A 26,148-nucleotide genomic window follows, 5' to 3' on the forward strand; every position below is an offset into this window, starting at 1 on the left:
AATAGGATATAATCCGTAAGTATTGCCAGTACTTAAGATAAATTCTCTATAAGTTATTTTTCTCTACACAGAGATTATTGAATAAAAATGCATCAAGATGCATAATAATCTCACTTCTCCTATTTCAAAGGTTTTTTATGCGAACCCCTTCTAAACAAGATGATCTGGTACGGGCCTTTAAGGCACTCCTTAAAGAAGAAAAATTCAGCTCTCAAAGCGAAATTGTTCATGCCCTGCAAGAAGATGGTTTTCAGAATATCAACCAATCGAAAGTATCACGTATGCTGACGAAATTTGGCGCGGTAAGAACCCGTAACGCCAAAATGGAAATGGTCTATTGCTTACCTGCAGAATTAGGCGTTCCTACCACCAGTAGCCCACTGAAAAACTTAGTGACGGATATAGATTACAACGAAGCTTTAGTGGTGATTCGTACCAGCCCTGGAGCCGCTCAATTAATTGCTCGCTTACTGGATTCATTAGGGAAGTCAGAGGGTATATTGGGGACGATTGCTGGGGACGATACAATCTTTATTACCCCATCTCGTGGATTTACAGTAAAAAAACTCCATACGGTCGTTCTTACACTTTTTGAACAAGAACTTTAAGGCGAAGATCGAGAGTCAAACTGGCAGACAACTATCGCCGACTGCCAGTCATGGATCAGATATTAATCATTGTAGATTGGTAACGCGTTAAAATATCCGATAGCCGATGCACCGACTCTTGCATAGGAATTGAAGCCTGATGTTCTTTTAGCAGGTCTTCATAGGCCGTCAATTCTTTAAGCAACCGCGTATAGTAATACTCCTTTTTCTCTACACTATGGGCTGCTATGACCTTATCACCCGTGATGCGTAGCTGTTGGTGAAACTCAGATAGCACCGCATTCGGCGGCAACGCGAAACTTCTTAGCCGCTGCTGGCTAATGATTAGCGTAAGGGCCAACCGATATTTATTGAGATCTCCCGGAAACATGTTTAGCAGCATAAACAGCTGTTGATAAAGTGCCGGTAGATGGTTCTCGCGGCGGCGAGAAGGATTGGTCGTCAACGATGCAACGGCGGCATACATCAGTCGATTAAGTATTTTACGTCCTGTCTTCGCTTTCGATTTATCTCTAATCAGTAATATCACCATCAATGATAGGAAACACCCTATCATTTGACCTAAAGCGTTATCTAAAAAGGATTCTATTGGAAATGTGATGGGATTACTTAACACAATAACATTCAGTGTCCCCACAAATCCTCCCAAGGCTCCTACTTGGCGGCGCTGTATCAGAACTCCCGCAACAAAAGCGAGCGCGCCAATTATCAGGCAAAGCAAGAAGACGCTTTGTTGGGTATTAGGCATCAGATAGGCATAGTACAGAAGGCCGATAGGGAACGCGGCGGTCATCCCATAGAGGAAATCTTTTGCCATCATCAATGGGTTAGGAATTCGCATAGCCAATGCGGTAACCACCGCTAACATGATCATACAACCACTACCAGCATTCCAACCCGAATAGAGCCAGAATAGAACTCCCGAAAATGTCGCGACAAAGGTACGAATACCGTTGATCATCGCATGATGCGTTTCCGCTGATTTAGGCGTAACAAGCACTTCTCGGCGGAGAATAGCTTCTTCTGTACCATTAATTTTAACGTTACTCCGAATACCTTTCGATAATAGAAGGTATTCTGATGCTGCACTCACCCATGTTGACAGGGCTAAGGGAACGGATTCTGCAGGGTATTCGCTGAATAATTTACGCAATTCACGAACTTTGGCTCGTAGGCCGCCAATAGTCTCAACTTTTTGTTCAATAACCTCGACAAAGGCGCTTGAGAGATATTCAGGGTGTGCTTGAAGATTAAGATAGGTCTCCGTCGAATGAGTAATCATCGTTAAGGAGAGCGTGTTAAGCATTTTTAACCGACGGCTACTGTTCTGCCAATGCGAGGATTCCATTTTTAACTGGCTACGCATCCCACTAAAAGCGCTACTCCGAGCGACTAAACTACTCCACGCTTTATCAACGTCTTCTTTCTCAGCTCGACCCACACATAACTGCAGCAATTGATATTGTGCTAAGAGCAGTTGGTCAACCTCTTGGTCAATCACCCGCTTAATTGATCGAGGAGAGAAAAAAGTGTCGGCTAAGATCGCACAAAGTATACCGATAAAAATCTCACTACACCGTTCAACGGCTAAGCGTGGCATTAGCTCCATGGAACCTGATGCATTAGATGAAATAATAATGATTAGTGCTGTATAGCCGGCCAAGCCGAAAGCGTAGGAGTTATCGACTTTAACCAGTGATGAGATCCAGACACAGAACCCCGCCCAAAGGCAGCTTAGAAACAGCATAATCATCGGCGCTCTAATGGTCGTCATTACGATCGCTAGCGCCGCAATACAGCCTAAAAAGGTACCAATGATACGAAGCAATCCACGGTAACGTAATGCCCCAGAATAAGGATCCCCCCCTGCCGCAAAGGCTTGTCCGCCTGCGACAATACCGGCAGTCATCACTGCCCAACGTGGGGTTTCTAAATTAAAATAGAAACCAAGTAACATCGCTAACAGTACAGCAAAGGTGAGTTTAACTGGGAAGCGTAAGAACTGAATCATACCGCCTCCAAATTATCCAAATTCGCGTAGTCGATTAGTCAACTTTTCTAAGGGAGAGGGCTCACGGTCTTTACGATCTTTCTCGCCTGTAATGATGACCGTCGCCGTTGTTCCCGCTGGGAAGCGATTAGCCACTTGCTCGTCCAAGTGGATGCGAACAGGTACACGTTGGGCTAAACGAACCCACTCTAAGTTAGAATCGACACTCGCCATTCCTTTACTATCGTTACTACTGCTACTGTTAGTGACCCCTGCGGCAACGCTTTCAACGGTCCCACGCAGTTTTAAATTACTGCCAAGGGGAGTAATTTCAGCCCGTAAACCCGGACGTACTGCATGCAATTTAGTCTCTTCAAGATAAGCCGTAACATAGAAGGTGTGATCTTTGACTAACGCAACGGCAACTGAACCTCGACTAATAAATTCACCACCATAGACATTTAAGTTGGTGATCCAGCCATCGGCGGGAGCCTTAACCGTTGCTCTAACTAAATCAATTTGTGCCAGATCACGTGCCGCGGCCGCTTTGGCCAGCTGATGTTCACTTGTTTGTAGATCATTGTTCGCTTGCTCTACCGCTTCTCGGGATAATGCTACGGTACTCAACTGGTTACGTCTTGCCGCTTCGCGCCGTTTCTCAGCAACGACGGCTTGATAATAATCCACATCAGCTTGAGCTTCATCTAATGCTTCTTTAAAACGCGGACGGTCAATTTCAAAGAGAACATCACCTTGCTTAACATACTGATTATCGTGGATATTTACATGTGTAATCAACCCCGTAACGTCAGGCGCGATAGCAACGACATCAGCGGAAAATTTTGCGTCGCGTGTCCAAGGGGATTCGGTGTAGTACACCCATGTACGAAAAACAATCACAATGGCGATGATGACTAACACAACAGTTATCGCGTAGCGGGCCACTTTTTTTATTAACGTTTTCACTGAAACCTCAAACTATTAGACTCGAAACGAGATAAAACACACAGCAGTAAAGTGCAGTATTCACCAGCGAAGGGTGCCAAACTAAATCGTAGATACCTGTTGGGGTTAGCACTTTTTTCACTAGCCAAAACACAATGAGAGATAAGATAAGCTCAACAAAAATAGGTGGAAATGAGAGCCCAAATATCACCAAAACTGGATGCACACTCATGTAAAATCCTTTAACACATTAGCCAGCGAGCCACTAGGCATGGGTTACTGGAAAGCTATAAGATCCATAATGGTGACTTACTTGGTTAAAAGGTAACGAAAGTTGTACCATTGTCCCTCAGGGACCGAACCAAAAAATCACTAAAGATAGAGACGACGATGCGAGAATAGAGAAATAAACTTCTATTTATAGCGCTATAGTAACTTGTCTTAGCGTGCATTTTCTATATTTTGTGAACTAAATCACTTTTAACTCAGAGTTAATAATGGAACGATTAAAACGAATGGCTGTGTTTGCTAAAGTTGTCGAACAAGGCTCATTCACTGCCGTTGCGCAGCAGATGCAGGTTAGCGTTTCTTCAATCTCACAAACTATCTCTCGCTTAGAGGATGAGCTCAATATTAAGCTCCTCAATCGTAGTACTCGACGTATCGGTATGACTGAAGCGGGAAAAATTTATTACTTGGGTTGCCAACGAATGCTTAACGAGGCGACTCGAGTTCATGAGCAGTTATTCGAATTCAATAATACGCCAGTGGGGACCTTACGTATCGGTTGTAGTACGACCATGGCGCAGAACGTTCTTGCTCCTATCGCGATGAAGCTATTGTCAGATTATCCAGGATTAGAGATTGACCTCATTACCGATAATCCCACCCCAGATTTGATTACACATGGATTAGATTTGGTACTCAGAACGGGTCATTTGGAAAATTCTACGCTTTTCTCTCGTCAGATAGGCGCCATGCCAATGGTGATTTGCGCCAGTAAAGAGTATCTCAGCCAAATCTCTCTTCCCACCCATCACAGCGAACTGGCGTCACTCTGTTGGCTAGAGTATACCTTGTCCCCTTATAACGAAATGGAACTCACCACTCCAGATGGTGAACTCATTCACTTATCCCTAAGCGGACGTTTCGCCACCAATGACCCACAGACTTTGGTACATTGGCTTAAATCTGGCGCAGGCATCGCTTATATGCCGATGATGTGGATAATGGATGAGGTTAAGCAGGGGAATATTCGTATACTCCTGCCCGACTATAGTTCGAAGCCGCGCCCCGTCCATGCGCTGTATACCGAAAAAGATAAATTGCCGCTGAAAGTCCAAATTTGTTTATCTTTACTCGCTGACTATTTCAAGGAAATGGCCACGCGTTACGAGCTATTTTTGAGCAAAAGGTAGCATTACGCTACCTTTTACTAACTTAGGCCGTACCGCCCACCGTCAAGCGGTCGAGTTTTAAGGTAGGCTGACCAACACCGACCGGCACACTTTGCCCCTCTTTACCACATACACCAACGCCTTTGTCAAGCGCAAGGTCGTTACCAACCATTGAGATTTGCTGCATGGCTTCAATCCCTGAACCAATCAAGGTTGCCCCTTTAACCGGAGAGGTGATCTTACCTTTCTCAATTAAATAGGCTTCTGAGGTCGAGAAAACAAATTTTCCTGAGGTAATGTCTACTTGACCGCCACCAAAATTAGGCGCGTAAATCCCATAGTCGACACTTTCAATAATTTCTTGCGGGGTAGATTGACCCGCTAACATATAAGTATTGGTCATCCTTGGCATGGGAAGATGCGCATAGGATTCTCGACGACCATTTCCTGTTGGCGGGAGCCCCATCAAGCGCGCATTCAGTTTGTCTTGGATGAAGCCTTTCAATATGCCCTTTTCTATTAGCACATTGTATTGTCCGGGGACACCTTCATCATCAATCGCGATCGAGCCCCGTAGACCACTCAGGGTACCATCATCAACCACGGTACACAGTTCCGAGGCGACTGGCTGTCCCATTTGACCACTGAACATAGAGGTCCCACGACGGTTGAAGTCACCTTCCAAACCATGACCTACTGCCTCGTGCAGTAACACTCCAGGCCACCCTGCACCTAAGACAACAGGTAATGCCCCGGCTGGGGCGGCGATAGCAGAAAGATTCACTAAGGCCATTCTTACCGCTTCTTTTGCCCAGCCGTCACAGCGCGTCTCACCCTGCTCATCAAGTAAGAAGAATTCGTAGCTGGTCCGTCCACCGCCGCCGCACGAACCATGTTCGCGTTTCCCTTGGTCTTCTACCTGAACACTAATCGATAAGCGTACCAAAGGTCGAATATCCGTAGCAAAGGTACCGTCTGTCGCGGCAATCAGGACTTCTTCATAAACACCAGATAAGTGAGCACTTACCTCTTGAACGCGAGGATCGGCATCGCGCGCGACGCGGTTCACCCGATGTAATAACGCAATTTTGTCTTCGCGGGTCAGACTGTCTAATGGGTTAATCGCGGGATACAAGGTTTTATGGTCAACCGCCGCTAAGGTTCTGACTTTACCATCCCCTTGCTCTTGTACAATACTACGTGCAGCCCCAGCACTTTGTTCCAAGGCCTTTAACGTTAATTGGTCTGCATAAGCAAACCCCGTTTTCTCGCCACTTATCGCACGAATACCGACTCCTTGGTCTATATGCCAAGAGCCTTCTTTAATAATATTATCTTCGAGTCCCCATGATTCATGCATGCTGGACTGAAAATAGAGATCACCGTAATCTAAATGGCGCTCTGAAAGCTGGCTGAGCACGCGGGAAAGGTCATCGTGCGTAATAGTATTTTTAGTTAGTAAATGCTCGCTAACCAGGTTCAGTTTCATAGGTTCTCACTTTTTATTTGCGCCATGATGAGATGACTCACCATGGCTTTTCATTCTTTACTTACGCAATACTTCTTTGACGTCCGGTTTATCCATTGGTCCAGTGATACTGTAACGTAATAAGGATATTTTACTCCAGATGGGGGACAATACTTTACTTGCCACAACAACAGAGGCCCCCACAATCGGATTGATGGCAAAAGCTGCTGCAACACCAACTGGAACTGAAATTTCTGGTGCGACAGTGGCGAGAAGGTCGAACTGACGAGTAGTGAAATTCACTGTTCCTCGCATGCCGATATCAGCTTCTAAACCATCTATACTGAGGTTCTCCGTATGTAACATCCCTTTATCCATCCATGCTGTACCGGTAATGCTATCGTAGTAAAAACCACTATCAAGAGTGCCCCTGAAATCTAAGCTCACTTTACGTAATAGCGCGTCGATACTTAATAAACGCAATACCTGCCCTGCAGTACCAGTTTCAACATGTCGAAATGTTCCCTTTCCTGCTTTTAGGGTCAATAATCCACTTAACGTTGGGATTGAAGGGCGCCAAGGAACATCTTTCCAATGCAGGTCATAGCCAAGATGCAGAGGCGTATCACTGACAGGCACCTCAACACCAAACCAATGGGCAGCATCGGCTAAATTATCAGTATGCAGATGTCCTTTTAGTGCTGTGCGTTCTTGCCCAGCAACATTATTCCACTCACCCATCACAGACAATCGACTATGCCCTGTATCGACAATACCATCTCGTAACGTCAACGTTTGCTGGTTAACACTAAATTTCCCTTTGATTTGACCGAAGTTCTGGCCGGCAAACCAACAGGAAGAGCACGTCGCGTCCAGCTTTGGCCATTGGCTAAAATCGAAATGATTATCTTGCATGGAATTTACGACTCTATTCCCCGTGGGATTCGAGGCAAACTGCGGATTATAATAAAGATAATCCATATTTAGCAGCCAAGGCTGTCCCGGTCTGATCTGGAGGCTACCTTTTGCCTCATCGCTGTTCACCGTTAAATAAGGGTCTGACAGTAGCTGATGTATTTGCAGGCTAAGGTTACGCCATTGCTGCCCATAAAGTGCTAACACCGGAGTTGTTGCTTGAAGTGTTGCAGGCAGCTCAAAGGGGATCGCTGAACGCCAATTCTGCGCGGTCGTAGAGTGTTTTACCGCCTTTTTCGCTGAGTTTGGGGTGGAGGCGCTAGAAGAGAGCTTTTGTAAGGTCGCAATCAGCTTGTCACCATCGAGGGCCGGTAATTGAATATCCATAATGGACTGTAGAGGTAATGAGGGATGCTCATCACCCTGACTGGTCCACTGACCTTTTTCTAAAGCTAACTTAGGCGTGAGCTTCCACTGGGTGCTAAACCGTTGATGACGATCGATCACACCCGCGACGTGTAGCGTCGACAAGTTACCTTTGGCGTCGATCGCGAGAGGGAAAGCACTATTTGGGATACCTAATGCTTGCGGTAACTTACCGCTAACTCGTGTTGCATTACTGGTGACGTTAACTTGATAAGATGCCCCTCCCTGATGGGGAAGCGCTATAGAAACCTCACTCTGCCAAGGTAGTCGGCCCGTTAACTGCTGAGCAAGGTTTTTGGGAAATGCATTAATTTTTTCCAGAGCCCAATTTCCTTCAGCCTGAATAGCAATGGCGAACTGTTTTGCTTGTTCTTCGGTCGAGAAAACGACCTTGACCGGCTGACCAAACCATTGAGCCGAGATTGGGGTACTCTGTAAAAGGCCATTATTATAGGTAAAACGACCCGAAACGCCTTTCATTTGAGTTTGTAACGGTACAATGGTCAATTGATTATTATTGAGATTGACATCTCCCTTCGCGGTGACTTCTTTACCGTTCAACGGAATCGTTAACCCCAAATGCCCGTATACTTCACCTTTTACCTTGAGCTGGTCTAATGCACTGCCAACATTCTTCGCTAATGGGGTCTGTTTCATATAGCGATGGATATCTTCCCCTTGTCCCCGGATATCACCTTCTATCAACAGCTGTTCTTTATGATAGTCAGGAATATCGGCCGTAACATGAGTAACAGGTACATTTCCTAAACGTATTGCGTCAGCTTTCATCCACAATCCGTTATTAACGAAGTTCAAATCGATATCAAGCGGCGATAACGCTGGCCAGCCTGGCTGGAAAGCAAATTTGGCTTGCTTTAGCGGTACAGTGACTTGGAAAGTCCCTTCATTGTGGGTAAACGGAAATTGATGCGGATTACCCGCGAAAACTAAGGTTGCATCTTGTGCCACACCACCTTGAATAGCCGTACTCAAATAGTGTACTAAGCCTTTCGGCATAATCTTGACCGGGAAATAGCGCCACGCATCAGCGCCATCTGTGGCGTTAATTCCGGCTAAAATCTGTAGATCTGGCGGGCGGTTTACCGATTGTTGATATGAAAAGTCTCCCTTAGCGGCAACGGATTTAGCACCAAGATCGATATTTCGCCCAGAGAGGACTAAGTGTTTATCGTCCTTTTCCCACGAAAAATCACCACTAAAGCGGTTAAGTTCGATCGGGGCCTGTAATTGCCCCTGAGAGGCCAACGTTTGTTGGCCTAATGTGAGCGTTGTCTCACCCTCTGCCATCCCGCCAGTCAGGGATCCAGAAAAAGCAGTGACCGCCGGTATCTGTTGAAAAGCTTGCCAACTTAACTGCTGCCACTGTGCAGCAATACGGGTTTGTTCCAAGTCTTGCAGGGGGATATCGGCGGCTAGACGGGTTACGCGCCCTTGGGGATTAGCCTGATGCCAAAGGTTGGCATAAGTAGACTGTAACGGAGAGAGCAGTGGAACTAACGGAGTAAGACGCGCGAGGTCAATATTCGCTGCGCGAACTCGGAGCGCTGAATCCTTTGCCGGTAACCAAGGCTGTTCACTGTCAGCTTGCCAATTTAGGGCTAAGCTTCCTCGCGGCCAGCGCGTATTATCAATGGTGATCCCCGTGTCAGGAAGTGTTAAGACAAATCCCTTACCTACGCGCGATAGTTTAGCCGACAACTGAGTCAAGGTTAATTGATGAGCAACCTGGTTTGCCTCTTGCCACTGTGCATCGCCGCGCTTGATAATCACATCACCCGAGGCTAACGTCCCATCGGCCATATTTAGCCAAACCATTAAGCTAAGATGTGCTTTTTTTAAGTTGGTGTTCTTATTAACCCAATTACCTAACCAGGGCTTGGCATCAATATCATCGACTTGTATCCAAACGGTACCTTTATCGAGTAATTGCTGTTTGTCCTGCAAGTTAATCCGTAATTGAGCGGTACCATGCTGCCCAGTGAAACTACTCAGGTTTACCAAACCTTCCGCACGATGGAGTTTCCCCTCATTGAACCACGTCAAGGTAGGAATATTCAGTGTTACCCGCTGTCCAGAAGGCGTGGGGAAATCAATCGTGCTTTCACGCAGGATGAAATGGTCGAAACGTTGTAGAAAGAGATTTTTGACTTTATTACTGTCGTAACCGCTGTTCGAAGAGGCGTCTTTTTTTGGAAATTGCTGCACAGAGAAATGGAGCTGCCAGAAGGTCAAATCTCTGAACTGTAAGCTAGCATGAAGTAATGATTGCCAGATATCTAACGCTAAGGTGACTTTTTTGATCTGCAACTTTCCGCCATCAGCTAACTCAGCAGAAAAGTTATCCACATTAAGTGTAGGGCCGAAGTTTTTCCACTCACCTTTAAGCACGTCAGCCTTGAAGTGAATCCCCGTTGCGCGAGAAGCCGCGTTGAGAAGCTGTGAGCGATAATGGTCCATATGAGGCATAGCTAGACGTAATGCCGTCACTAATAGTGCAGCTATTACAATCAGCGCTGTAATTATCCTTAATGTCCATTGTGATAACTTGCTCACTGTCCCCTCACTTCACGACCCATCAACTGCGATTACATGAGTACGACATCAAACTGCTCTGGAGTATAGAGGGGTTCGACTTGTACTTTGACCTGTTTACCTACGAAGATTTCGACTTCGGCCAGTGCATGGGCCTCTTCATTCTTTAATGCCTCGGAGACAATGGGCGACGCATAAACTAAATAACTATCGGAATCGTAACTATGATGCACACGGACAATCTCTCGCATGATTTCATAACAGATAGTCTCTGCAGTTTTGACGCTACCTCGCCCTTGGCAAGTCGGGCATTTTCCACACAAGATATGTTCAAGGCTTTCGCGCGTACGTTTACGCGTCATTTCGACCAGCCCTAACGAAGAGAAACCGTTGATACTGCTTTTAACCCTGTCTTTACTCATCGCACTTTCAAGTGTAGTTAATACTCGCCGGCGATGTTCTTCATTATTCATATCAATAAAATCAATAATGATGATACCGCCTAAATTACGCAATCGAAGTTGTCGAGCAATAACCTGTGTCGCTTCAATATTCGTATTAAAAATGGTTTCTTCTAGATTACGATGCCCGACAAAGGCACCGGTATTGATATCAACAGTGGTCATCGCCTCAGTCTGGTCAATAATCAGATAGCCTCCAGACTTCAAGGCAACTTTTCGTTCCATCGCCCGTTGAATTTCATTTTCAACATCAAAGAGATCGAAAATAGGTTGCTTACCACTATAGTGCTCAAGTTTTGCGGTCAGTTCAGGAACATACTCAGCAGTAAACTCGATTAATTTTTCGTAGGTGGCTTTTGAATCGACACGAATATGATCGAGTGGCGCTTCAACAAAATCACGTAGCACGCGTGCCGCCAATGCGATTTCGCCATAAAGTTTGATTCGTGTCTGATTGCGCTTTTTACGCTTGCATACCTTAGCCCACAAGCGTTTTAAGAATGCGGCATCTCGCGCCAGCTCAGTGTCACTAATACCTTCTGCTGCGGTACGGATAATAAACCCGCCCTGTTCATCACAATATTGGTGAACGGCTTGCTTAAGACGTGTACGTTCCGTCTCACTTTCAATACGCTGTGAAACTCCAACATGGGAGGCACCTGGCATAAAAACGAGATAGCGGGACGGTAAGGTAATATCTGTAGTAAGCCTCGCGCCTTTAGTGCCTAAAGGATCCTTAACCACTTGTACCATCAGATCTTGGCCAGGACGAACTAACTCAGAAATATTTTTAACATGAAATTTCTTCTGTTCTTCTCCCGCCACACATTCAGTGTGTGGCACGATATCCGAAGCATGGAGAAACGCAGATTTATCTAAACCAATATCGACAAAGGCCGCTTGCATCCCCGGTAGCACTCGGCTAACACGGCCTTTGTAGATATTGCCGACGATCCCTCTTTTCGCTTCCCGCTCAATATGAATTTCTTGCAAAATTCCCGTATCGAGGTAAGCAACACGTGTTTCAGAAGGCGTAACATTGATGAGCAGTTCAGCAGTCATTAACACTCCTTATCACTCGGGTTGAAATTCAGTCAGTAGCTCATAGGTCTCTACCAATGGTAATCCCACCACCGCCGAATAGCTCCCCTGAATCTTACGGACGAAATTTCCTCCTATCCCTTGAATACCATATGCACCGGCTTTATCCATGGGTTCTTGCGTCTCGATATAGTGGCGAATTCGATCAGGCGCTATTGGACAAAATGTTACTGTTGTTTCTACAAGACGTGTTGCGATGTTGTGTGAATCCGCAAGCGTAACAGCGGTCATCACTTGATGGGAGCGACCTGATAATTGCGTCAACATGTCAAAAGCATGGCTGGCTGATAAGGGTTTCTCTAACACTTGACCATCGATCACAACGATAGTATCAGCACCAAGAACCGGTCGATGTTGTGGCGCTATTCCAACCCCTGCCAAGGCCTTATCACGCGACAGCCTTGCCACATAGTCGAGCGGTAACTCATGAGTTTCTCGCTGTTCGATGACGTCGGTGACTAAACGGGTAAAAGGGACACCTAGTTGTGTTAACAGCTCGGCACGACGCGGGGAGGCAGAAGCTAGGTAAATAGGGAACATATATCGCCTTATTGAATCGAGAATTGATAACGTATTTTACGCATCAATAAAAAGAGCCAAGGCCACAATAATCCATCGACCAGTGCACCCGTAAAAATCTCTGGACGGAAGGTGATATCTGTTACCATAAATTGCACCCAGAAAACCATGACATCACTGACCAGTGAGAACAACACAACTACGCCAGCTTGTTGCCATAGCGCTAAATTACGGAATAGCTGAAAACGGTAAACTAGCAGGTAAGCGATAATGCTAAAGGTTAGCGCCCTAATTCCTAACGTCGAACCTGAGACAAGATCCATCACCATACCGATGAAAAATCCTGTGCCGATGTTTACACGATGGGGTAGCGCCAAAATCCAATATAAGAGAAGCAGCAACATCCACGACGGCCGGAACATGTAATACTGCTCCGGCCACGGCATCACTTGTAAAATTAAAGCAATGACAAATGAAAGCCAGATAACCCAACCACCTTGTCTACGATAGCGACTCAAGGACGCCCTCCAGGCGATTGAGCTTGACTCGCTGCAGGGGGAGTACCACCTGTAACTGGCGTCGTCGTCGAGGGAACCGTTGCCGCAGGAGTCGTCACTGCTGGGGTAGGTATTTGCGGCATCATCTGCTGTAAACGCTCATTAGCCACTTGATTCACCTCTTGAGGAGTTGCCGATACACCGGATTGATTATCATTATTCCACAATAATAATAGATAGCGTAAGCGTTGCAAGTCCGCCGCGGGTCGCACTTCAATCACTGTTGTCGCACGCTGCATATCCGGTGTGACAGACGAGACAACCCCAACGGGATAACCTTCAGGGAAGCGGCCACCTAAGCCAGAAGTAACTAATACATCCCCTACTTTCACATCCGCATTCCCGGTTAAGTGCTCGAGTTGAAGATTCTCGGTACAGCCATTTCCGGTCGCAATAGCGCGTAAATCGTTGCGCAATACTTGCACTGGAAGAGCATGTGAACCATCACAGATCAGTAATACTCGGCTGGAGAATTGCGCAACCGCAATCACCTGCCCCACGACGCCTTTATCGCTAATGACTGGCTGACCTTCGTAGACGCCACTGCGCGAACCTTTATCGATGACCACTTGATGACTGTAAGGATCGGTCGCTTCCGAAATAACTTGGGTCACCATTTTATGTTCGTCTTGGCGTAGCGGAGAACCGAGTAGTTCGCGCAGACGCACGTTCTCTTGACGATATTGACCCAATAGCAGCAGCTGGCTATTTTTTAGTCTCAACTCTCGCTGCAGTACCTGGTTTTCTTGTTCAAGAGTCTGGCGGGAGGTAAGCGCATTGGCAGTACTGTCGAGGAAACGACGAGGGCCATCAGCCATAAAGTAGAATGGGCTGACTGAAGTATCGAGGTAGTCGCGAATTCCCCTAAAGGAGCTCACATGACTATCGGTGATGATCACTGCAATAGCCGCCAATACAGCTAATACTAAGCGTATCTGCAGAGAAGAGCCTCTGCTAAAAATCGGCTTCATAAAATCCTGCGTGGTTTTCACAAAAAACAAGGGAGCGCGTTTCTCTGCACTCCCTAAGGCCGGTAGGTAATTCTGCTGAATTAAGCGTAGTGCAAGATCCTTTATTCAGCGAATGGGCGATTACTCTTCGCTAAAGAGATCGCCACCATGGATATCAATCATCTCAAGGGCCTTACCACCACCACGCGCAACGCATGTCAGGGGGTCTTCAGCGATGACCACAGGAATCCCGGTCTCTTCAATCAATAGACGGTCAAGGTTACGTAATAGCGCACCACCACCCGTCAACACCATACCACGCTCTGAAATATCAGAGGCTAGTTCAGGTGGGCATTGCTCTAACGCTACCATGACTGCACTAACAATACCGGTCAAGGGTTCTTGTAATGCTTCAAGGATTTCGTTTGAATTCAGGGTAAAGCCACGAGGTACACCTTCAGCCAAGTTACGACCACGCACCTCAATTTCTAACACTTCATCCCCGGGATAAGCCGATCCGATTTCGTGTTTAATCCGTTCAGCGGTCGCTTCACCAATCAACGCGCCATAGTTACGGCGAACATAGTTGATGATGGCTTCATCGAAACGATCACCGCCTACGCGAACGGAGGCGGAGTACACCACGCCGTTAAGGGAGATGACAGCAACTTCTGTTGTACCACCACCAATGTCGACAACCATAGAACCTGTTGCTTCGGAAACAGGCAAGCCAGCACCGATCGCAGCAGCCATAGGTTCTTCAATAAGAAAAACTTCACGTGCCCCCGCCCCTAATGCCGATTCACGAATGGCTTTACGCTCAACCTGGGTGGCACCAACCGGTACACAAACCAGTACGCGAGGGCTTGGACGCATGAAACTGTTGCTGTGAACTTGCTTGATGAAGTGCTGAAGCATTTTTTCAGTGACGAAAAAGTCGGCAATAACACCATCTTTCATCGGACGAATCGCCGCAATGTTACTAGGCGTACGGCCAAGCATTTGCTTAGCCCCTTGTCCTACCGCGGCAACGCTTTTTGGCGAGCCCGCGCGGTCTTGACGTATTGCCACAACTGAAGGCTCGTTGAGAACGATGCCTTGCCCTTTTACATAAATCAGGGTATTGGCAGTACCCAAGTCAATGGACAGGTCATTAGAAAACATGCCACGAAATTTTTTAAACATACTAAGGGGTAATCCTGCAAGCTGGGGGCGAAAATAAAATCCGCCTACTCTACCAACCACTCGAAGCAGCGACAAGGCGCAAAATCTGGCACTTCGGTGAAAACTTTAAGTTAATTGACATTCAGTACTCGTTAATCGTGAACAATTGAACAAATACTTTTAAAAACAATTCGTTATCCAATAAACTAGAATCCGCTAAAACTTATCAAGAAACAAAATCTAACATTTATATTTTATTTCTTAGTCCGACTCTTTAACAGAAAAAATGGTCGGCGCTTTGCCATGGATAAACGTTGGGGGATTCTACTCTTATTTGGTGATATTTGCTCAACTTTTAGCGTAATTATTCAACATAATATTGACACTAAACACTAGCGCTTAGTCGATTGAAGCTTTTCTAAGCGGAATCTTTCGGAACATTCTTTACTGATATGGGCGCTTGCGTGACAATTAATCGGAAATCTCGTTCCAGATTATCTCCATTCCTCGACAACTTTGTGGGCTAAAATCGCCAAAACCGCGCGACTCAATCACTAAATGACGTTAAATTCGGCTTTTTTTTAGCGTAACGAGTGACAAATAGATTCGGGCAGAGTATTTTACGCAGTGCTTAACTATTGCAGGAGATACCCGCAAGATGGCTAATAAATTTCACATTTTGCTCTTAAACGGCCCAAACCTTAACTTATTGGGCACGCGTGAGCCAGAAAAATATGGTCATGACACGCTAGACGATATCGTGTCATCACTGCAGATTCAGGCTCAAGATTTGAATGTGCAATTAAGTCATTACCAATCGAATGCGGAATCAGCATTGATCGATCAAATTCACCTTGCACGCGGTAAAGTGGATTATATCATCATCAATCCTGCAGCCTTTACGCACACCAGTATAGCTATACGTGATGCGTTTTTAGCGGTCAGCGTTCCTTTTATCGAAGTGCATCTCTCCAATGTGCACGCGCGTGAACCTTTCCGCCACCATTCATATCTTTCAGATATATCATCCGGCGTGATCTGCGGCCTTGGTGCTGACGGATACCGTTGGGCTTTACATACAGCGGTAAAACGCCTGTTAAATTCAAATTAATATAGAGTACGGAACCCACCATGGATATTCGTAAGATTAAAAAGTTAATCGAACTGGTTGAAGAATCAGGCATTGCTGAGCTAGAAATTTCAGAAGGTGAAGAATCAGTACGTATTAGTCGTTCACCGGCTAATAACGGTTACCCGATGATGCAACAAGCCTATGCCGCGCCAATGCAACAAGCACCAGCATTAGCTGCTGCGGTAGCACCAGCGCCAGTCGAATCCGCTGCGCCAGTTGCTGCAGCACCAGAAGTGACGGGTCACACTGTACGCTCACCGATGGTCGGGACTTTCTACCGTACCCCTAGCCCAGATGCTAAGCCTTATATCGAAGTTGGCCAAAAGGTTAACGTTGGTGACACCCTCTGTATCGTTGAAGCGATGAAGATGATGAACCAAATCGAATCGGATAAAGCAGGTATTGTTAAAGCGATCCTCATCGAGAGCGGTCAACCGGTGGAATTCGACGAGCCAATGGTCATCATCGAATAACGAGGTCTCTATGCTGGAAAAAATTGTTATCGCAAACCGCGGTGAAATTGCACTGCGTATTTTACGTGCCTGTAAAGAGCTCGGTATTAAAACGGTGGCGGTTCACTCCACCGCTGACCGCGAGCTAAAGCACGTACTGATGGCTGATGAGACAGTCTGTATCGGTCCAGCGCCATCTGTTAAAAGCTATCTGAATATTCCTGCGTTGATCTCTGCTGCTGAGATCACAGGGGCAGATGCTATACACCCTGGCTATGGGTTTTTATCTGAGAACGCCGATTTCGCTGAACAAGTCGAACGTTCAGGCTTCGTGTTTATTGGTCCAAAAGCTGAGACCATTCGCCTGATGGGTGATAAAGTTTCTGCGATCAATGCCATGAAGAAAACGGGTGTTCCTTGCGTACCAGGATCCGACGGATCACTGGGCGACGATATGGATAAGAACCGTCAAATTGCTAACCGTATCGGTTACCCGATTATTGTTAAGGCCTCTGGCGGCGGCGGCGGACGCGGTATGCGCGTCGTTCGTAGCGACAAGGATCTTGAGACTTCCATTAAAATGACCCGTGCTGAAGCCAAAGCGGCCTTCAACAACGATATGGTCTACATGGAAAAATATCTCGAAAACCCACGTCATATCGAGATCCAAGTCCTTGCTGATGGCCAAGGACAAGCCATTTATCTAGCAGAACGTGATTGTTCAATGCAACGTCGCCACCAAAAAGTGGTCGAGGAAGCGCCAGCACCAGGTATCACGCCGGAATTACGCAAGTATATTGGCGACCGCTGTGCAAAAGCCTGTATCGATATTAACTATCGCGGTGCGGGGACGTTCGAATTTCTTTTTGAAAACGGCGAGTTCTATTTCATCGAAATGAACACCCGTATTCAGGTAGAACACCCAGTAACTGAAATGATTACTGGCGTCGATCTGATCAAAGAGCAGCTACGTATTGCGGCAGGATTACCATTAAGCATTAAGCAAGAAGACGTCGAAGTCGTGGGCCACGCCATCGAATGTCGTATTAATGCTGAAGACGCTAATACCTTTTTACCAAGCCCTGGTAAAATTACCCGTTTTCACTCACCGGGTGGTTTTGGCGTCCGCTGGGAATCGCACATCTACTCTGGCTATACCGTTCCACCACACTACGACTCCATGATCGGTAAGTTGATCACTTATGGTGAAACACGTGCGGTGGCCATTGCGCGGATGAAAAATGCCTTAGCGGAATTGATCATCGATGGCATTAAAACTAACGTTGATCTGCAGCTTCGCATCATGAACGATGAGAACTTCGAAAAAGGTGGAACAAACATCCACTATTTAGAGAAGAAACTCGGTCTGCAAGAGAAGTAATTGCCTAGCAACCTGTTAATAAGGCCGGTCTGACCGGCCTTTTTCTTTGGTCTACCGAGAGAGCAAAGATGGATCCTCGTTTTACACAAGCACATAAAGAAGCATGTTGGTCTCTGTTACTCAGCATAGGATGGGTTATCGTTTGGACCATCACTGCCTATACTGGAGGTCAAGAGTTAGGCTTCTTTGGCTTTCCTCGCTGGTTTGAATGGTCATGTTTGTTTGCCCCTGTCCTCTTTATTTTCCTCTGCTGGATGATGGTTCGATATCTCTTTGCAGACCTCCCCTTAGAGGATTAATTCAATGAACACACAGGTGCTCATTCCACTTATTATTTATCTCTTATTGGTTGTCATCATCTCAATCGTCGCCATGGTGCAGCAGAAACGCGCAAAAGGCCCCTTCCTCACCGAATATTTTCTGGGTGGGCGGACGATGAGTGGCTTCCTCCTTGCCATGACGCTTACCACGGCCTATATCAGCGCCAGTTCATTTATTGGCGGCCCGGGCGCCGCTTATCAATATGGGTTAGGCTGGGTGATGATTGCGATGGCACAGGTGCCAACAGTGTGGCTTTCACTGGGGGTTTTAGGGAAAAAATTTGCTATCCTCGCCCGCCGTTATCAAGCCATTACATTGAACGATATGTTGTATGCCCATTACCGTAGTCAGTGGGTCGTGTGGATCGCCAGTATCACTTTACTGATCGCCTTTGTGGCAGTGATGACAGTACAGTTTATCGGCGGTGCACGATTACTCGAAACGGTAGTCGGCATCCCCTATACCCAAGGATTATTAATCTTTGGGGCGATTATTGCGTTATATACCTCGCTAGGCGGCTTTAGAGCGAGCGTCCTGAATGATGTCTTGCAAGGTGTGGTGATGTTGGTCGGGACATTTTTACTGCTCTATGCCGTTATTCATGCTGCTGGGGGCACGGCACAAGCGGTTCATCAACTCAAACTGATTAACCCACAACTGATCGAATTACAGGGTGCCGGTAGTATCATTACCCCAAGCCTAATTATTTCGTTTACGGTACTGGTCTGCTTCGGGGTGCTTGGCCTGCCTAATACCGCGATACGTTCTATCTCCTATAAAGATAGCCGCTCACTGCATCGCGGTATCTTGTTAGGCACTGCGCTGTTGACAGTATTAATGCTCGGTATGCACCTCTCCGGTGCCTTGGGACGAGCCATACTGCCTAATCTTAGCGTTCCTGATCAAGTCATCCCAACACTGATGATGAAAGTGTTACCCCCTTTTGCCGCAGGTATTTTTCTTGCCGCGCCGATGGCAGCCATGATGTCGAATATTAACGCTCACCTTCTGCAAGCGTCGGCAACCTTGGTCAAAGATCTCTATTTACGGCTACGTCCGGCTGCGGCAACGCAGGAAAAACATCTGCGTCGCCTCTCCGTTAGCTTTACATTCGTATTGGGCATCGCGGTGATCCTGGCAGCATGGCATCCACCGCAAATGATTATTTGGTTAAATTTACTCGCCTTCGGTGCCTTAGAAGCCGTATTTTTATGGCCTTTAGTGTTAGGACTTTACTGGCGAAATGCCAACGCCTATGGTGCAATAAGTGGCATGTTGGTCGGTGCCGTGCTTTATAGTCTTCTCGCCACGTTTTCAATACGCCTGGTAGGCTTACACCCCATCGTTCCGGCGTTAATCGCGAGTTTCCTCGCCTTTGTTATCGCGAACCGTGTTGGACAGCAGGCCGCCCCTGCCACCCCTAATCAATAATGGAAATGCTATGCCTTGGATTCAAATTAAGATCAATACCACTGGAAGCGATGCGGAACAGCTCGCAGAGGCTTTGGAGGAGACGGGTGCCGTTTCTGTCACCTTTCAAGATACCCATGATAATCCGGTCTACGAACCTCTGCCTGGCGAAACGCGCCTTTGGGGCGATACCGATATCATCGGTCTGTTCGATGCCGAAACCGATATGGCAACCGTAGTCACTATGATGGCTGCCCACCCACTGCTCGGGGAAGGCTTCCACCACAAAATAGAACAGATTGAAGATAAAGATTGGGAACGTGAATGGATGGATAATTTTCATCCTATGCGTTTCGGTGAGCGCTTGTGGATTTGCCCAAGCTGGCGCGATGTCCCCGATGAGAATGCAGTGAATGTGATGCTCGATCCTGGGCTAGCGTTTGGCACGGGTACCCATCCTACCACCTCACTCTGCTTAACCTGGTTAGATGGGTTGGATCTTGAAGGAAAAACCGTGATCGACTTCGGCTGCGGTTCGGGGATCTTGGCGATCGCTGCGCTGAAATTAGGCGCTTCGCGGGCTATCGGTATCGATATTGATCCGCAAGCGATTCAAGCCAGTCGTGATAATGCTGAACGTAACGGCGTTGCAGAGAAACTGGAACTTTATCTCCCTCACGAACAACCAGAGAATCTGCAAGCCGATGTCGTGGTTGCCAATATCCTAGCGGGCCCATTAAGAGAGCTTGCACCGCTGATCCGTGTATTACCGGTAGCTGGCGGTGACCTCGGTTTATCCGGTATCTTGGCAAGCCAAGCAGAAAGTGTGTGCGAGGCCTATGCAGAACACTTCGTCTTAGATCCCGTTGCTGAAAAAGAAGAGTGGTGTCGTATCACGGGTAAGCGCCGTACCGAATAGGTAAAAAGCTTTACACACTCTTTGCTTAGCCTGTTAATAAGCTTACCTGAGGTAAGCTTATCTTATCGCGGCACTAATGATGGTGCAGCGATAATACAGGGAGTCATATGAAAGGATTTCTCTCAGTCTGCTTAACTGCTCTTTTAATCACGCCTTCCGCTTATGCCATACCTTGGTCCTACGAAGGGAATAACCCACCGGAAAACTTGGGTGCTTTAGGCACTCAGCACCAACGGTGTAAAGAGGGGGCTTATCAATTTCCTATCGATATACGCGGTACAATCGAAGCGAAGCTTCCTCCCTTACCTCTACACTTTCAATCCCATGCAACGAACATCATTAATAATGGCCAAACCCTACAACTGAACGTCGATGATAAGGACAATTTCTCGTTAGATGGCATCAACTTTACACTTAAACAATTCCATTTCCATACACCCAGCGAGAATACGATTGAGGGTAAATCTTTCCCACTCGAAGCGCACTTTGTCCACAGTGACGAAAAAGGTAATTTAGCCGTATTAGCCATCATGTTTGAAGTCGGTGATAAAAACGAAGCACTGCAACCTATTATTGATTACGCTCCAACGGATAAGAACCAAACGCTACCCCTCGATAACATTATTGATATCGCCTCATTATTTCCCGCCTCAAAACACTATTATCGATTTAGCGGTTCACTCACCACACCTCCTTGTACTGAAGGAGTGCGTTGGCTAGTGATGAAAGACAGCGTTTCACTATCCCTGCAGCAACTAGACCGTTTCAAGGCGCTACTCGGTATGCACAACAATCGCCCCACCCAACCGCTAAATGGACGAATGGTGGTTCAGTAACAATAGAGTATTGAAGGAGAAGGAGTAAGTTTTCAAAGGTTTTTGCCCCTCTCCTTCCTGATTTTTAAAATATAAATAAGAGATAACATACTGTTTATAAAGGAAATAACCTTTTGCACTTACCGTTATCATTGAACAAAAGGTGGCTTTAACGCAAATTGTTCAAAGTTTGGCCTTTCATCTTCTATAAAAAATGCGTAATATACGCCGCCTTGCGAACATTTAAGGCCACTTTCTACCCTATGCGCATTGGACAATACCAGCTTCGAAATCGCCTGATTGCCGCGCCGATGGCCGGTATCACTGATCGTCCTTTTCGTACGCTTTGCTATGAAAATGGTGCTGGATTGACCGTGTCAGAGATGTTGTCGTCAAACCCACAAGTGTGGGCGAGTGATAAGTCTCGACTGCGTATGGTACATAGTGACGAGCCAGGTATCCGCTCGGTACAGATAGCAGGATGTGATCCCGATGAGATGGCTGCAGCCGCGAGAATTAACGTTGATTCTGGCGCGCAAGTTATTGATATCAATATGGGTTGCCCGGCCAAAAAAGTGAATCGTAAGATGGCGGGTTCAGCCTTACTCCAACATCCCGATATTGTAGAGTCTATTCTACGTGCCGTGGTGAACGGGGTTGACGTACCTGTCACGCTAAAGATTCGTACCGGATGGGATACCGATAATCGCAATTGTGTTGAAATTGCCCAATTGGCTGAGCGCTGTGGTATTCAAGCATTAACCATTCATGGCCGGACTCGTGCCTGCTTGTTTAATGGCGAAGCGGAATACGACAGTATTCGGACAGTTAAGCAGAATGTTTCTATTCCCGTCATTGCGAATGGAGACATCACTGACCCGCATAAAGCCAGAGCGGTACTGGACTACACTGGGGCTGATGCCCTAATGATAGGCCGTGCTGCTCAGGGAAGACCATGGATCTTCCGGGAAATCCAGCATTACCTGGACACAGGGGAGCTACTTGCACCGAAACCACTCGTTGAGGTGAAGTCTATGCTAATCGGACATATACGGGAGTTGCATAGCTTTTATGGCCATGCCAAGGGATACCGTATTGCCCGCAAACATGTCTCTTGGTACTTACAAGAACATGCCCCTGATGACCAGTTTCGGCGCTCATTCAACGCTATAGAGGATGCCAGTGAACAACTGGAAGCGTTGGAAGCATACTTCGAAAACCTGGCGTAAACGAAAAAAAAGAGCTTAAAGAACTATGTTCGAACAACGCGTAAATTCTGACGTACTGACCGTTTCAACTGTTAACTCACAAGACCAAGTCACCCAAAAACCATTGCGTGACAATGTAAAACAAGCTTTGAAAAACTATTTTTCACAGTTAAATGGTCAAGATGTTAATGAACTCTATGAATTGGTCCTGGCTGAAGTAGAACAGCCCCTGTTGGACATGGTAATGCAGTACACCCGTGGTAACCAGACTCGTGCAGCACTGATGATGGGCATCAACCGTGGTACTTTGCGTAAGAAATTGAAAAAATACGGCATGAACTAAGTTTCATTCGTAACTGATTCAAAAGAAAGGCATTATCTGCAAGGATAGTGCCTTTTTTTATAAACCCTATAAGGCTCTAAGATAATGTAGTGCTGATCATTGCCTCAGTTCGTTTAACCTCTATTTCTCACTAATATCCTTCTTTAGTTATCGGGCAAATGCAGTACTACTGCCCCAACTGGCTTCCTAGCAAAAACGCTTTCACGCAGCAAATAGGGGGGTTGGCATAAAAATACCTTAAAGTAGCTCTGTTATCAGGACAGACCCCGCAACGGTATGCCCCCCACCGTTATCTCACTAAGACAGTAGATGACTTACCCACTCCTCCTCAATCTCCCCCTTTACCAATCTGCCAAATAAAAGTCGGGGTGTTCTTATTAACGTGCCAATCACCGATATCTCTCGTCTTATAAATCACCGGATTATGAGAAGAGAGCGTACGCGCATTACGCCAATGACGATCAAGGGCTTTGCTTAAACGCGTATCGGAGGCACCTAATGCATTAAAAAGCTCACTCGTACTGCGCAGCACTAACTCTGTGGCGATGACTTGCGCTTTAGCCACTTCGACCTCTGCGTTGATATTGGCTTGCTGGATAAGTTCCTCATCCATACTATCGTGTACGATAAAGGCATGTTCCAAGGCTTGTGAGGCTCGTTCAACGGTTGCCTCCACCGCATAAGACCAACTGGCAAGCTGGCCGATGACCTGCAGTACTTGGGCATCATGCCTGACTAATTTAGCGTTACCATGGCTATAGACACGTTGGCGAGCCGCCACCGCCTCACTCGCGTCTCGCGTCAGGGCTTTGCTGACTCCCGCTAAGGTTGCGAGCAGCACTTGCTGATAGAACGCGGTTTGATAACGAAAACGCTGGCTAAAGGGATAGACGTGCGGCGTCTCGACTTTCGCTTGCACAAAGCGCGTGGTCCCACTACCCGTTAAGCGTTGACCGAAGCCATCCCAATCATCCTCTCGCTGTACGCCAGCTTGATGAACATTTACTAATGCAATCACATCGCTGCCATCGTCTGACCGTTGCGCATAAACATCGATCCAGTCAGCATATAATGTTCCTGTACTGTAAAACTTCTCCCCATTAAGCCACCAGCCCTCAGTATCTGGCGTAACTTTGGTGAGGACTTCGCCAACTTTGACCTCACCGATTTCTGTCCAGCCACTGCCGACCAACTCGCCCGCAACAAAGCGAGTAAACCAACGTCGACGTAGTTCGGTATCCGGTTGGTTCAGAAGATCTTCGATAAAGGCAAAGTGCGCGCGCAACGCTTGAGGAAGGTTGGAGTCAGCTTCTGCAAGCTCGGTGAGTAAGGTAAAAAGCTGCGGTAAGGTCAGACCATAACCGCCCTGCTCCACAGGGATACGTAGCGTGCCGAACTTGGCTTTTTTTAACCAAGCCAATTGCGTATGAGGTAACTCGCGGTCTCTCTCTCGTTGTACGGTTCCTTCTGCGATGCGCGAAAATAGCGGGCGAAAATGCTCGACCAGTTGTTGGAAGGATTGAGGCTGGCTCATATTAGGCTCCTTGTTCAGAATCGATATCTTGTGCAGTGGGCTCAAAACGAATAATCAATAGAAAAACAATCGGTAATGCGGCGCTTAGTGCAACAAACCAAAACATATTGGTGCCGAATTTGGCCTGCAGTATGGGGAGAATAAATAACGCTAAAGCACTTCCTATACCCGATAATGCGCGGCTGAAACCGACCCCGGTTGCCCGAATATGGGTTGGGTAGGAGAGTGAGGGGTAAACCATAATCTGCGCACCAGGGCCAAACCCTTCGGCAAATAACCATAACCCCAGCATTAAGATAGCCACGACAATCGCGAAGACCGAGGTTGGATGGCCGGTTAGCGCTAAAATAGTCAGCGCAATAAATTGCAAGGCAAATCCCGCTATGGCTACGTGACGACTGGCAAATTTCCACGCTAAACGCATCCCCAATAACCCGCCCGTTAAGGCAAATAAAGCATTGAGGCCTAACGAAGCCGAAATGGTCTCGAAAACCCCCGCCCCTAAAAACTGGCTTAGAATCGAAGGGAGGAAGAAGGCGATCGCCGTGTACTCAAAAGAGACGCATACGTTCATCACTGATGAGACCAGTGTCCGCTGCCGATAAGGGGCTTTGAATAGCTCGATGTAGCTGACCTTAGGTCGTGGTTGAGGCTGCTTATCTTCAGGCTCCGCCGCATTATGGGCCTCAATCCCATAGGATTTTTTCAAAATACGCACGGCGCCATTAAGATCACCCTGGTTAGCGGCCCATAGCGGGGATTCGTTCATAAAGCGGCTACGCACGGCGATGATCAACAGTGCAGGGACCGCGCCAAAGAGCAGTGATGCACGCCAGAGCCAGTCAATGTGCTGCGCCGGTAGAAGAAAATAGAGTCCAAAGATCAGTAAAAAACAGACGGTTGAGGCGGCATACCACATCGGGCACCAAGAGGCGACGCGGGACGCTTTATTCGCTTGCCCGGTGAATTTCGAAAACTCGGCGAGATAGGCCATCGCTACCGGTAAATCTACCCCAACGCCGATTCCCATTAAGAAACGTGCGCCGATAAGTACCCAAACATTGGGTGCTAACCCTGCCGCAATCGCAGAGACGACAAAAAACAGCATATCGGCCATAAAAACGGAGTATCGGCCATACTTATCCGTTAACCATCCTCCAAGTAAATTACCAATAATAGTCCCGACCATAATCGCCGAGGCCACGACTCCCGTCAGGGTGGGCGTTAGATGAAATTCCCGCACAACATCATCAATGCCGTAAGATAAGGTGGTTAAATCATACGCATCTAAAAACACGCCACCCAATGCGAGGAAAACGATCCAGCGAGCATAATGGCTTTTCTGTGTCGATCCATTAATCAACTGCGCCACATCGCTCACTGAGCGAATAGGCGCGGAACTCTCGGGTGGAACGCCCGATGTGCCAACCTCAATATTTAGTGAACTCATAGCACCCTCTCAACCAATAATAGTGAGTTTGTTATAGAGCCTCTTTTGTCTTAGAAGAAATAGAAAAAGATGATATCTATTGCATAAAATTCAATAAGTTAATTTATTACCGACGCACTGATCCCCAGG

23 protein-coding genes are annotated in these 26,148 nt (G+C 46.9%); 11 read left to right on the top strand and 12 right to left on the bottom strand.

The annotated features are described in order from the left end of the window. Nucleotides 1–137 precede the first annotated feature (137 nt). A complete protein-coding gene (gene argR, locus QJR74_RS13485) occupies nucleotides 138–608 on the top strand; it encodes a transcriptional regulator ArgR (RefSeq protein ID WP_250332593.1) in 471 nt (156 codons plus the stop codon). Between the two features lie 55 nt (nucleotides 609–663). Here the strand turns inward: argR and aaeB are convergent, their stop codons facing one another. Genes aaeB through aaeX form a run of 3 tightly spaced genes read right to left on the bottom strand, consistent with a single transcriptional unit; the run spans nucleotide 664 to nucleotide 3,775 of the window. After that, complete coding sequence (gene aaeB / locus QJR74_RS13490) at nucleotides 664–2,619, bottom strand: p-hydroxybenzoic acid efflux pump subunit AaeB (RefSeq protein ID WP_304372307.1); 1,956 nt, start codon at nucleotides 2,617–2,619, stop codon at nucleotides 664–666. A 12-nt stretch (nucleotides 2,620–2,631) separates the two neighbouring features. Then, nucleotides 2,632–3,564, bottom strand: coding sequence for a p-hydroxybenzoic acid efflux pump subunit AaeA (gene aaeA, locus QJR74_RS13495; protein WP_304372308.1), 933 nt, complete (start codon nucleotides 3,562–3,564; stop codon nucleotides 2,632–2,634). 7 nt (nucleotides 3,565–3,571) lie between these two features. After that, nucleotides 3,572–3,775: a p-hydroxybenzoic acid efflux pump operon protein AaeX gene (gene aaeX, locus QJR74_RS13500; RefSeq protein WP_071433544.1), complete on the bottom strand. Its 204-nt coding sequence runs from the start codon at nucleotides 3,773–3,775 to the stop codon at nucleotides 3,572–3,574. 265 nt (nucleotides 3,776–4,040) lie between these two features. Here aaeX and aaeR point away from each other — a divergent pair, with 265 nt between their 5' ends. After that, nucleotides 4,041–4,961 (top strand): HTH-type transcriptional activator AaeR, encoded by a 921-nt coding sequence (aaeR, locus tag QJR74_RS13505; RefSeq protein WP_304372309.1) that lies wholly within the window; start codon nucleotides 4,041–4,043, stop codon nucleotides 4,959–4,961. A gap of 22 nt (nucleotides 4,962–4,983) precedes the next feature. Here aaeR and tldD read toward each other — a convergent pair whose 3' ends face one another. The 7 genes from tldD to mreB all read right to left on the bottom strand — a co-directional run bounded on the left by tldD (nucleotide 4,984) and on the right by mreB (nucleotide 15,075). Further along, nucleotides 4,984–6,429 carry a metalloprotease TldD gene (tldD, locus tag QJR74_RS13510; RefSeq protein WP_304372310.1) on the bottom strand — a complete coding sequence of 482 codons (1,446 nt, stop codon included), beginning with the start codon at nucleotides 6,427–6,429 and terminating at the stop codon, nucleotides 4,984–4,986. 57 nt (nucleotides 6,430–6,486) lie between these two features. Then, the gene (gene yhdP / locus QJR74_RS13515) at nucleotides 6,487–10,323 is read right to left on the bottom strand and encodes an AsmA2 domain-containing protein YhdP (RefSeq protein ID WP_304372311.1); all 3,837 of its coding nucleotides are present in this window, start codon (nucleotides 10,321–10,323) and stop codon (nucleotides 6,487–6,489) included. 32 nt (nucleotides 10,324–10,355) lie between these two features. After that, nucleotides 10,356–11,825, bottom strand: a complete 1,470-nt coding sequence (gene rng / locus QJR74_RS13520) for a ribonuclease G (RefSeq protein WP_304372312.1) — start codon at nucleotides 11,823–11,825, stop codon at nucleotides 10,356–10,358. 12 nt (nucleotides 11,826–11,837) lie between these two features. Further along, on the bottom strand, nucleotides 11,838–12,404 hold the full coding sequence (locus QJR74_RS13525; RefSeq protein ID WP_304372313.1) for a Maf family protein: 567 nt from the start codon (nucleotides 12,402–12,404) through the stop codon (nucleotides 11,838–11,840). 8 nt (nucleotides 12,405–12,412) lie between these two features. Further along, nucleotides 12,413–12,901 carry a rod shape-determining protein MreD gene (mreD, locus tag QJR74_RS13530; protein ID WP_304372314.1) on the bottom strand — a complete coding sequence of 163 codons (489 nt, stop codon included), beginning with the start codon at nucleotides 12,899–12,901 and terminating at the stop codon, nucleotides 12,413–12,415. Beyond that, complete coding sequence (gene mreC / locus QJR74_RS13535; protein WP_304372315.1) at nucleotides 12,898–13,911, bottom strand: rod shape-determining protein MreC; 1,014 nt, start codon at nucleotides 13,909–13,911, stop codon at nucleotides 12,898–12,900. Before mreC ends, mreD begins: the two co-directional genes overlap by 4 nt. A 120-nt stretch (nucleotides 13,912–14,031) precedes the next feature. Then, nucleotides 14,032–15,075: a rod shape-determining protein MreB gene (mreB, locus tag QJR74_RS13540; RefSeq protein ID WP_048912818.1), complete on the bottom strand. Its 1,044-nt coding sequence runs from the start codon at nucleotides 15,073–15,075 to the stop codon at nucleotides 14,032–14,034. A gap of 637 nt (nucleotides 15,076–15,712) precedes the next feature. Here mreB and aroQ point away from each other — a divergent pair. The 9 genes from aroQ to fis all read left to right on the top strand — a co-directional run bounded on the left by aroQ (nucleotide 15,713) and on the right by fis (nucleotide 23,035). After that, a complete protein-coding gene (aroQ, locus tag QJR74_RS13545; RefSeq protein WP_304372316.1) occupies nucleotides 15,713–16,165 on the top strand; it encodes a type II 3-dehydroquinate dehydratase in 453 nt (150 codons plus the stop codon). 20 nt (nucleotides 16,166–16,185) lie between these two features. Continuing rightward, nucleotides 16,186–16,659, top strand: coding sequence for an acetyl-CoA carboxylase biotin carboxyl carrier protein (gene accB / locus QJR74_RS13550; protein ID WP_304372317.1), 474 nt, complete (start codon nucleotides 16,186–16,188; stop codon nucleotides 16,657–16,659). 10 nt (nucleotides 16,660–16,669) lie between these two features. Continuing rightward, on the top strand, nucleotides 16,670–18,019 hold the full coding sequence (gene accC / locus QJR74_RS13555) for an acetyl-CoA carboxylase biotin carboxylase subunit (protein ID WP_304372318.1): 1,350 nt from the start codon (nucleotides 16,670–16,672) through the stop codon (nucleotides 18,017–18,019). A gap of 68 nt (nucleotides 18,020–18,087) precedes the next feature. Continuing rightward, nucleotides 18,088–18,318, top strand: coding sequence for a DUF997 family protein (locus tag QJR74_RS13560; protein ID WP_304372319.1), 231 nt, complete (start codon nucleotides 18,088–18,090; stop codon nucleotides 18,316–18,318). A 4-nt stretch (nucleotides 18,319–18,322) separates the two neighbouring features. Further along, nucleotides 18,323–19,771 (top strand): sodium/pantothenate symporter, encoded by a 1,449-nt coding sequence (gene panF / locus QJR74_RS13565; RefSeq protein ID WP_304372320.1) that lies wholly within the window; start codon nucleotides 18,323–18,325, stop codon nucleotides 19,769–19,771. 10 nt (nucleotides 19,772–19,781) lie between these two features. Beyond that, nucleotides 19,782–20,669, top strand: a complete 888-nt coding sequence (prmA, locus tag QJR74_RS13570; protein ID WP_304372321.1) for a 50S ribosomal protein L11 methyltransferase — start codon at nucleotides 19,782–19,784, stop codon at nucleotides 20,667–20,669. Between the two features lie 107 nt (nucleotides 20,670–20,776). Further along, nucleotides 20,777–21,505 carry a carbonic anhydrase gene (locus tag QJR74_RS13575; RefSeq protein ID WP_304372322.1) on the top strand — a complete coding sequence of 243 codons (729 nt, stop codon included), beginning with the start codon at nucleotides 20,777–20,779 and terminating at the stop codon, nucleotides 21,503–21,505. 242 nt (nucleotides 21,506–21,747) lie between these two features. Beyond that, on the top strand, nucleotides 21,748–22,713 hold the full coding sequence (gene dusB / locus QJR74_RS13580) for a tRNA dihydrouridine synthase DusB (RefSeq protein WP_214216890.1): 966 nt from the start codon (nucleotides 21,748–21,750) through the stop codon (nucleotides 22,711–22,713). Between the two features lie 25 nt (nucleotides 22,714–22,738). Continuing rightward, nucleotides 22,739–23,035 (top strand): DNA-binding transcriptional regulator Fis, encoded by a 297-nt coding sequence (fis, locus tag QJR74_RS13585; protein ID WP_048912826.1) that lies wholly within the window; start codon nucleotides 22,739–22,741, stop codon nucleotides 23,033–23,035. Nucleotides 23,036–23,363: 328 nt separating this feature from the next. Here the strand turns inward: fis and QJR74_RS13590 are convergent, their stop codons facing one another. Next, entirely contained in the window at nucleotides 23,364–24,569 is a 1,206-nt protein-coding gene (locus tag QJR74_RS13590) for an acyl-CoA dehydrogenase family protein (protein ID WP_304372323.1), read from the bottom strand. Nucleotide 24,570: 1 nt separating this feature from the next. Further along, nucleotides 24,571–26,019, bottom strand: coding sequence for an MFS transporter (locus QJR74_RS13595; RefSeq protein ID WP_304372324.1), 1,449 nt, complete (start codon nucleotides 26,017–26,019; stop codon nucleotides 24,571–24,573). Between the last annotated feature and the right edge of the window lie 129 nt (nucleotides 26,020–26,148).

This window comes from Tatumella ptyseos (assembly GCF_030552895.1).
Classification (GTDB): Bacteria; Pseudomonadota; Gammaproteobacteria; order Enterobacterales; family Enterobacteriaceae; genus Rosenbergiella; species Rosenbergiella ptyseos_A.

Bases quoted from the DNA above. Each gene is read 5' to 3' on its own strand.
- accB (WP_304372317.1), top strand. From the start codon at position 16,186: ATGGATATTCGTAAGATTAAAAAGTTAATCGAACTGGTTGAAGAATCA.
- aaeB (WP_304372307.1), bottom strand. From the start codon at position 2,619: ATGATTCAGTTCTTACGCTTCCCAGTTAAACTCACCTTTGCTGTACTG.
- QJR74_RS13595 (WP_304372324.1), bottom strand. From the start codon at position 26,019: ATGAGTTCACTAAATATTGAGGTTGGCACATCGGGCGTTCCACCCGAG.
- QJR74_RS13560 (WP_304372319.1), top strand. From the start codon at position 18,088: ATGGATCCTCGTTTTACACAAGCACATAAAGAAGCATGTTGGTCTCTG.
- QJR74_RS13590 (WP_304372323.1), bottom strand. From the start codon at position 24,569: ATGAGCCAGCCTCAATCCTTCCAACAACTGGTCGAGCATTTTCGCCCG.
- rng (WP_304372312.1), bottom strand. From the start codon at position 11,825: ATGACTGCTGAACTGCTCATCAATGTTACGCCTTCTGAAACACGTGTT.
- QJR74_RS13525 (WP_304372313.1), bottom strand. From the start codon at position 12,404: ATGTTCCCTATTTACCTAGCTTCTGCCTCCCCGCGTCGTGCCGAGCTG.
- mreC (WP_304372315.1), bottom strand. From the start codon at position 13,911: ATGAAGCCGATTTTTAGCAGAGGCTCTTCTCTGCAGATACGCTTAGTA.
- prmA (WP_304372321.1), top strand. From the start codon at position 19,782: ATGCCTTGGATTCAAATTAAGATCAATACCACTGGAAGCGATGCGGAA.
- accC (WP_304372318.1), top strand. From the start codon at position 16,670: ATGCTGGAAAAAATTGTTATCGCAAACCGCGGTGAAATTGCACTGCGT.
- dusB (WP_214216890.1), top strand. From the start codon at position 21,748: ATGCGCATTGGACAATACCAGCTTCGAAATCGCCTGATTGCCGCGCCG.
- panF (WP_304372320.1), top strand. From the start codon at position 18,323: ATGAACACACAGGTGCTCATTCCACTTATTATTTATCTCTTATTGGTT.
- mreB (WP_048912818.1), bottom strand. From the start codon at position 15,075: ATGTTTAAAAAATTTCGTGGCATGTTTTCTAATGACCTGTCCATTGAC.
- argR (WP_250332593.1), top strand. From the start codon at position 138: ATGCGAACCCCTTCTAAACAAGATGATCTGGTACGGGCCTTTAAGGCA.
- tldD (WP_304372310.1), bottom strand. From the start codon at position 6,429: ATGAAACTGAACCTGGTTAGCGAGCATTTACTAACTAAAAATACTATT.
- aroQ (WP_304372316.1), top strand. From the start codon at position 15,713: ATGGCTAATAAATTTCACATTTTGCTCTTAAACGGCCCAAACCTTAAC.
- QJR74_RS13575 (WP_304372322.1), top strand. From the start codon at position 20,777: ATGAAAGGATTTCTCTCAGTCTGCTTAACTGCTCTTTTAATCACGCCT.
- aaeR (WP_304372309.1), top strand. From the start codon at position 4,041: ATGGAACGATTAAAACGAATGGCTGTGTTTGCTAAAGTTGTCGAACAA.
- fis (WP_048912826.1), top strand. From the start codon at position 22,739: ATGTTCGAACAACGCGTAAATTCTGACGTACTGACCGTTTCAACTGTT.
- aaeX (WP_071433544.1), bottom strand. From the start codon at position 3,775: ATGAGTGTGCATCCAGTTTTGGTGATATTTGGGCTCTCATTTCCACCT.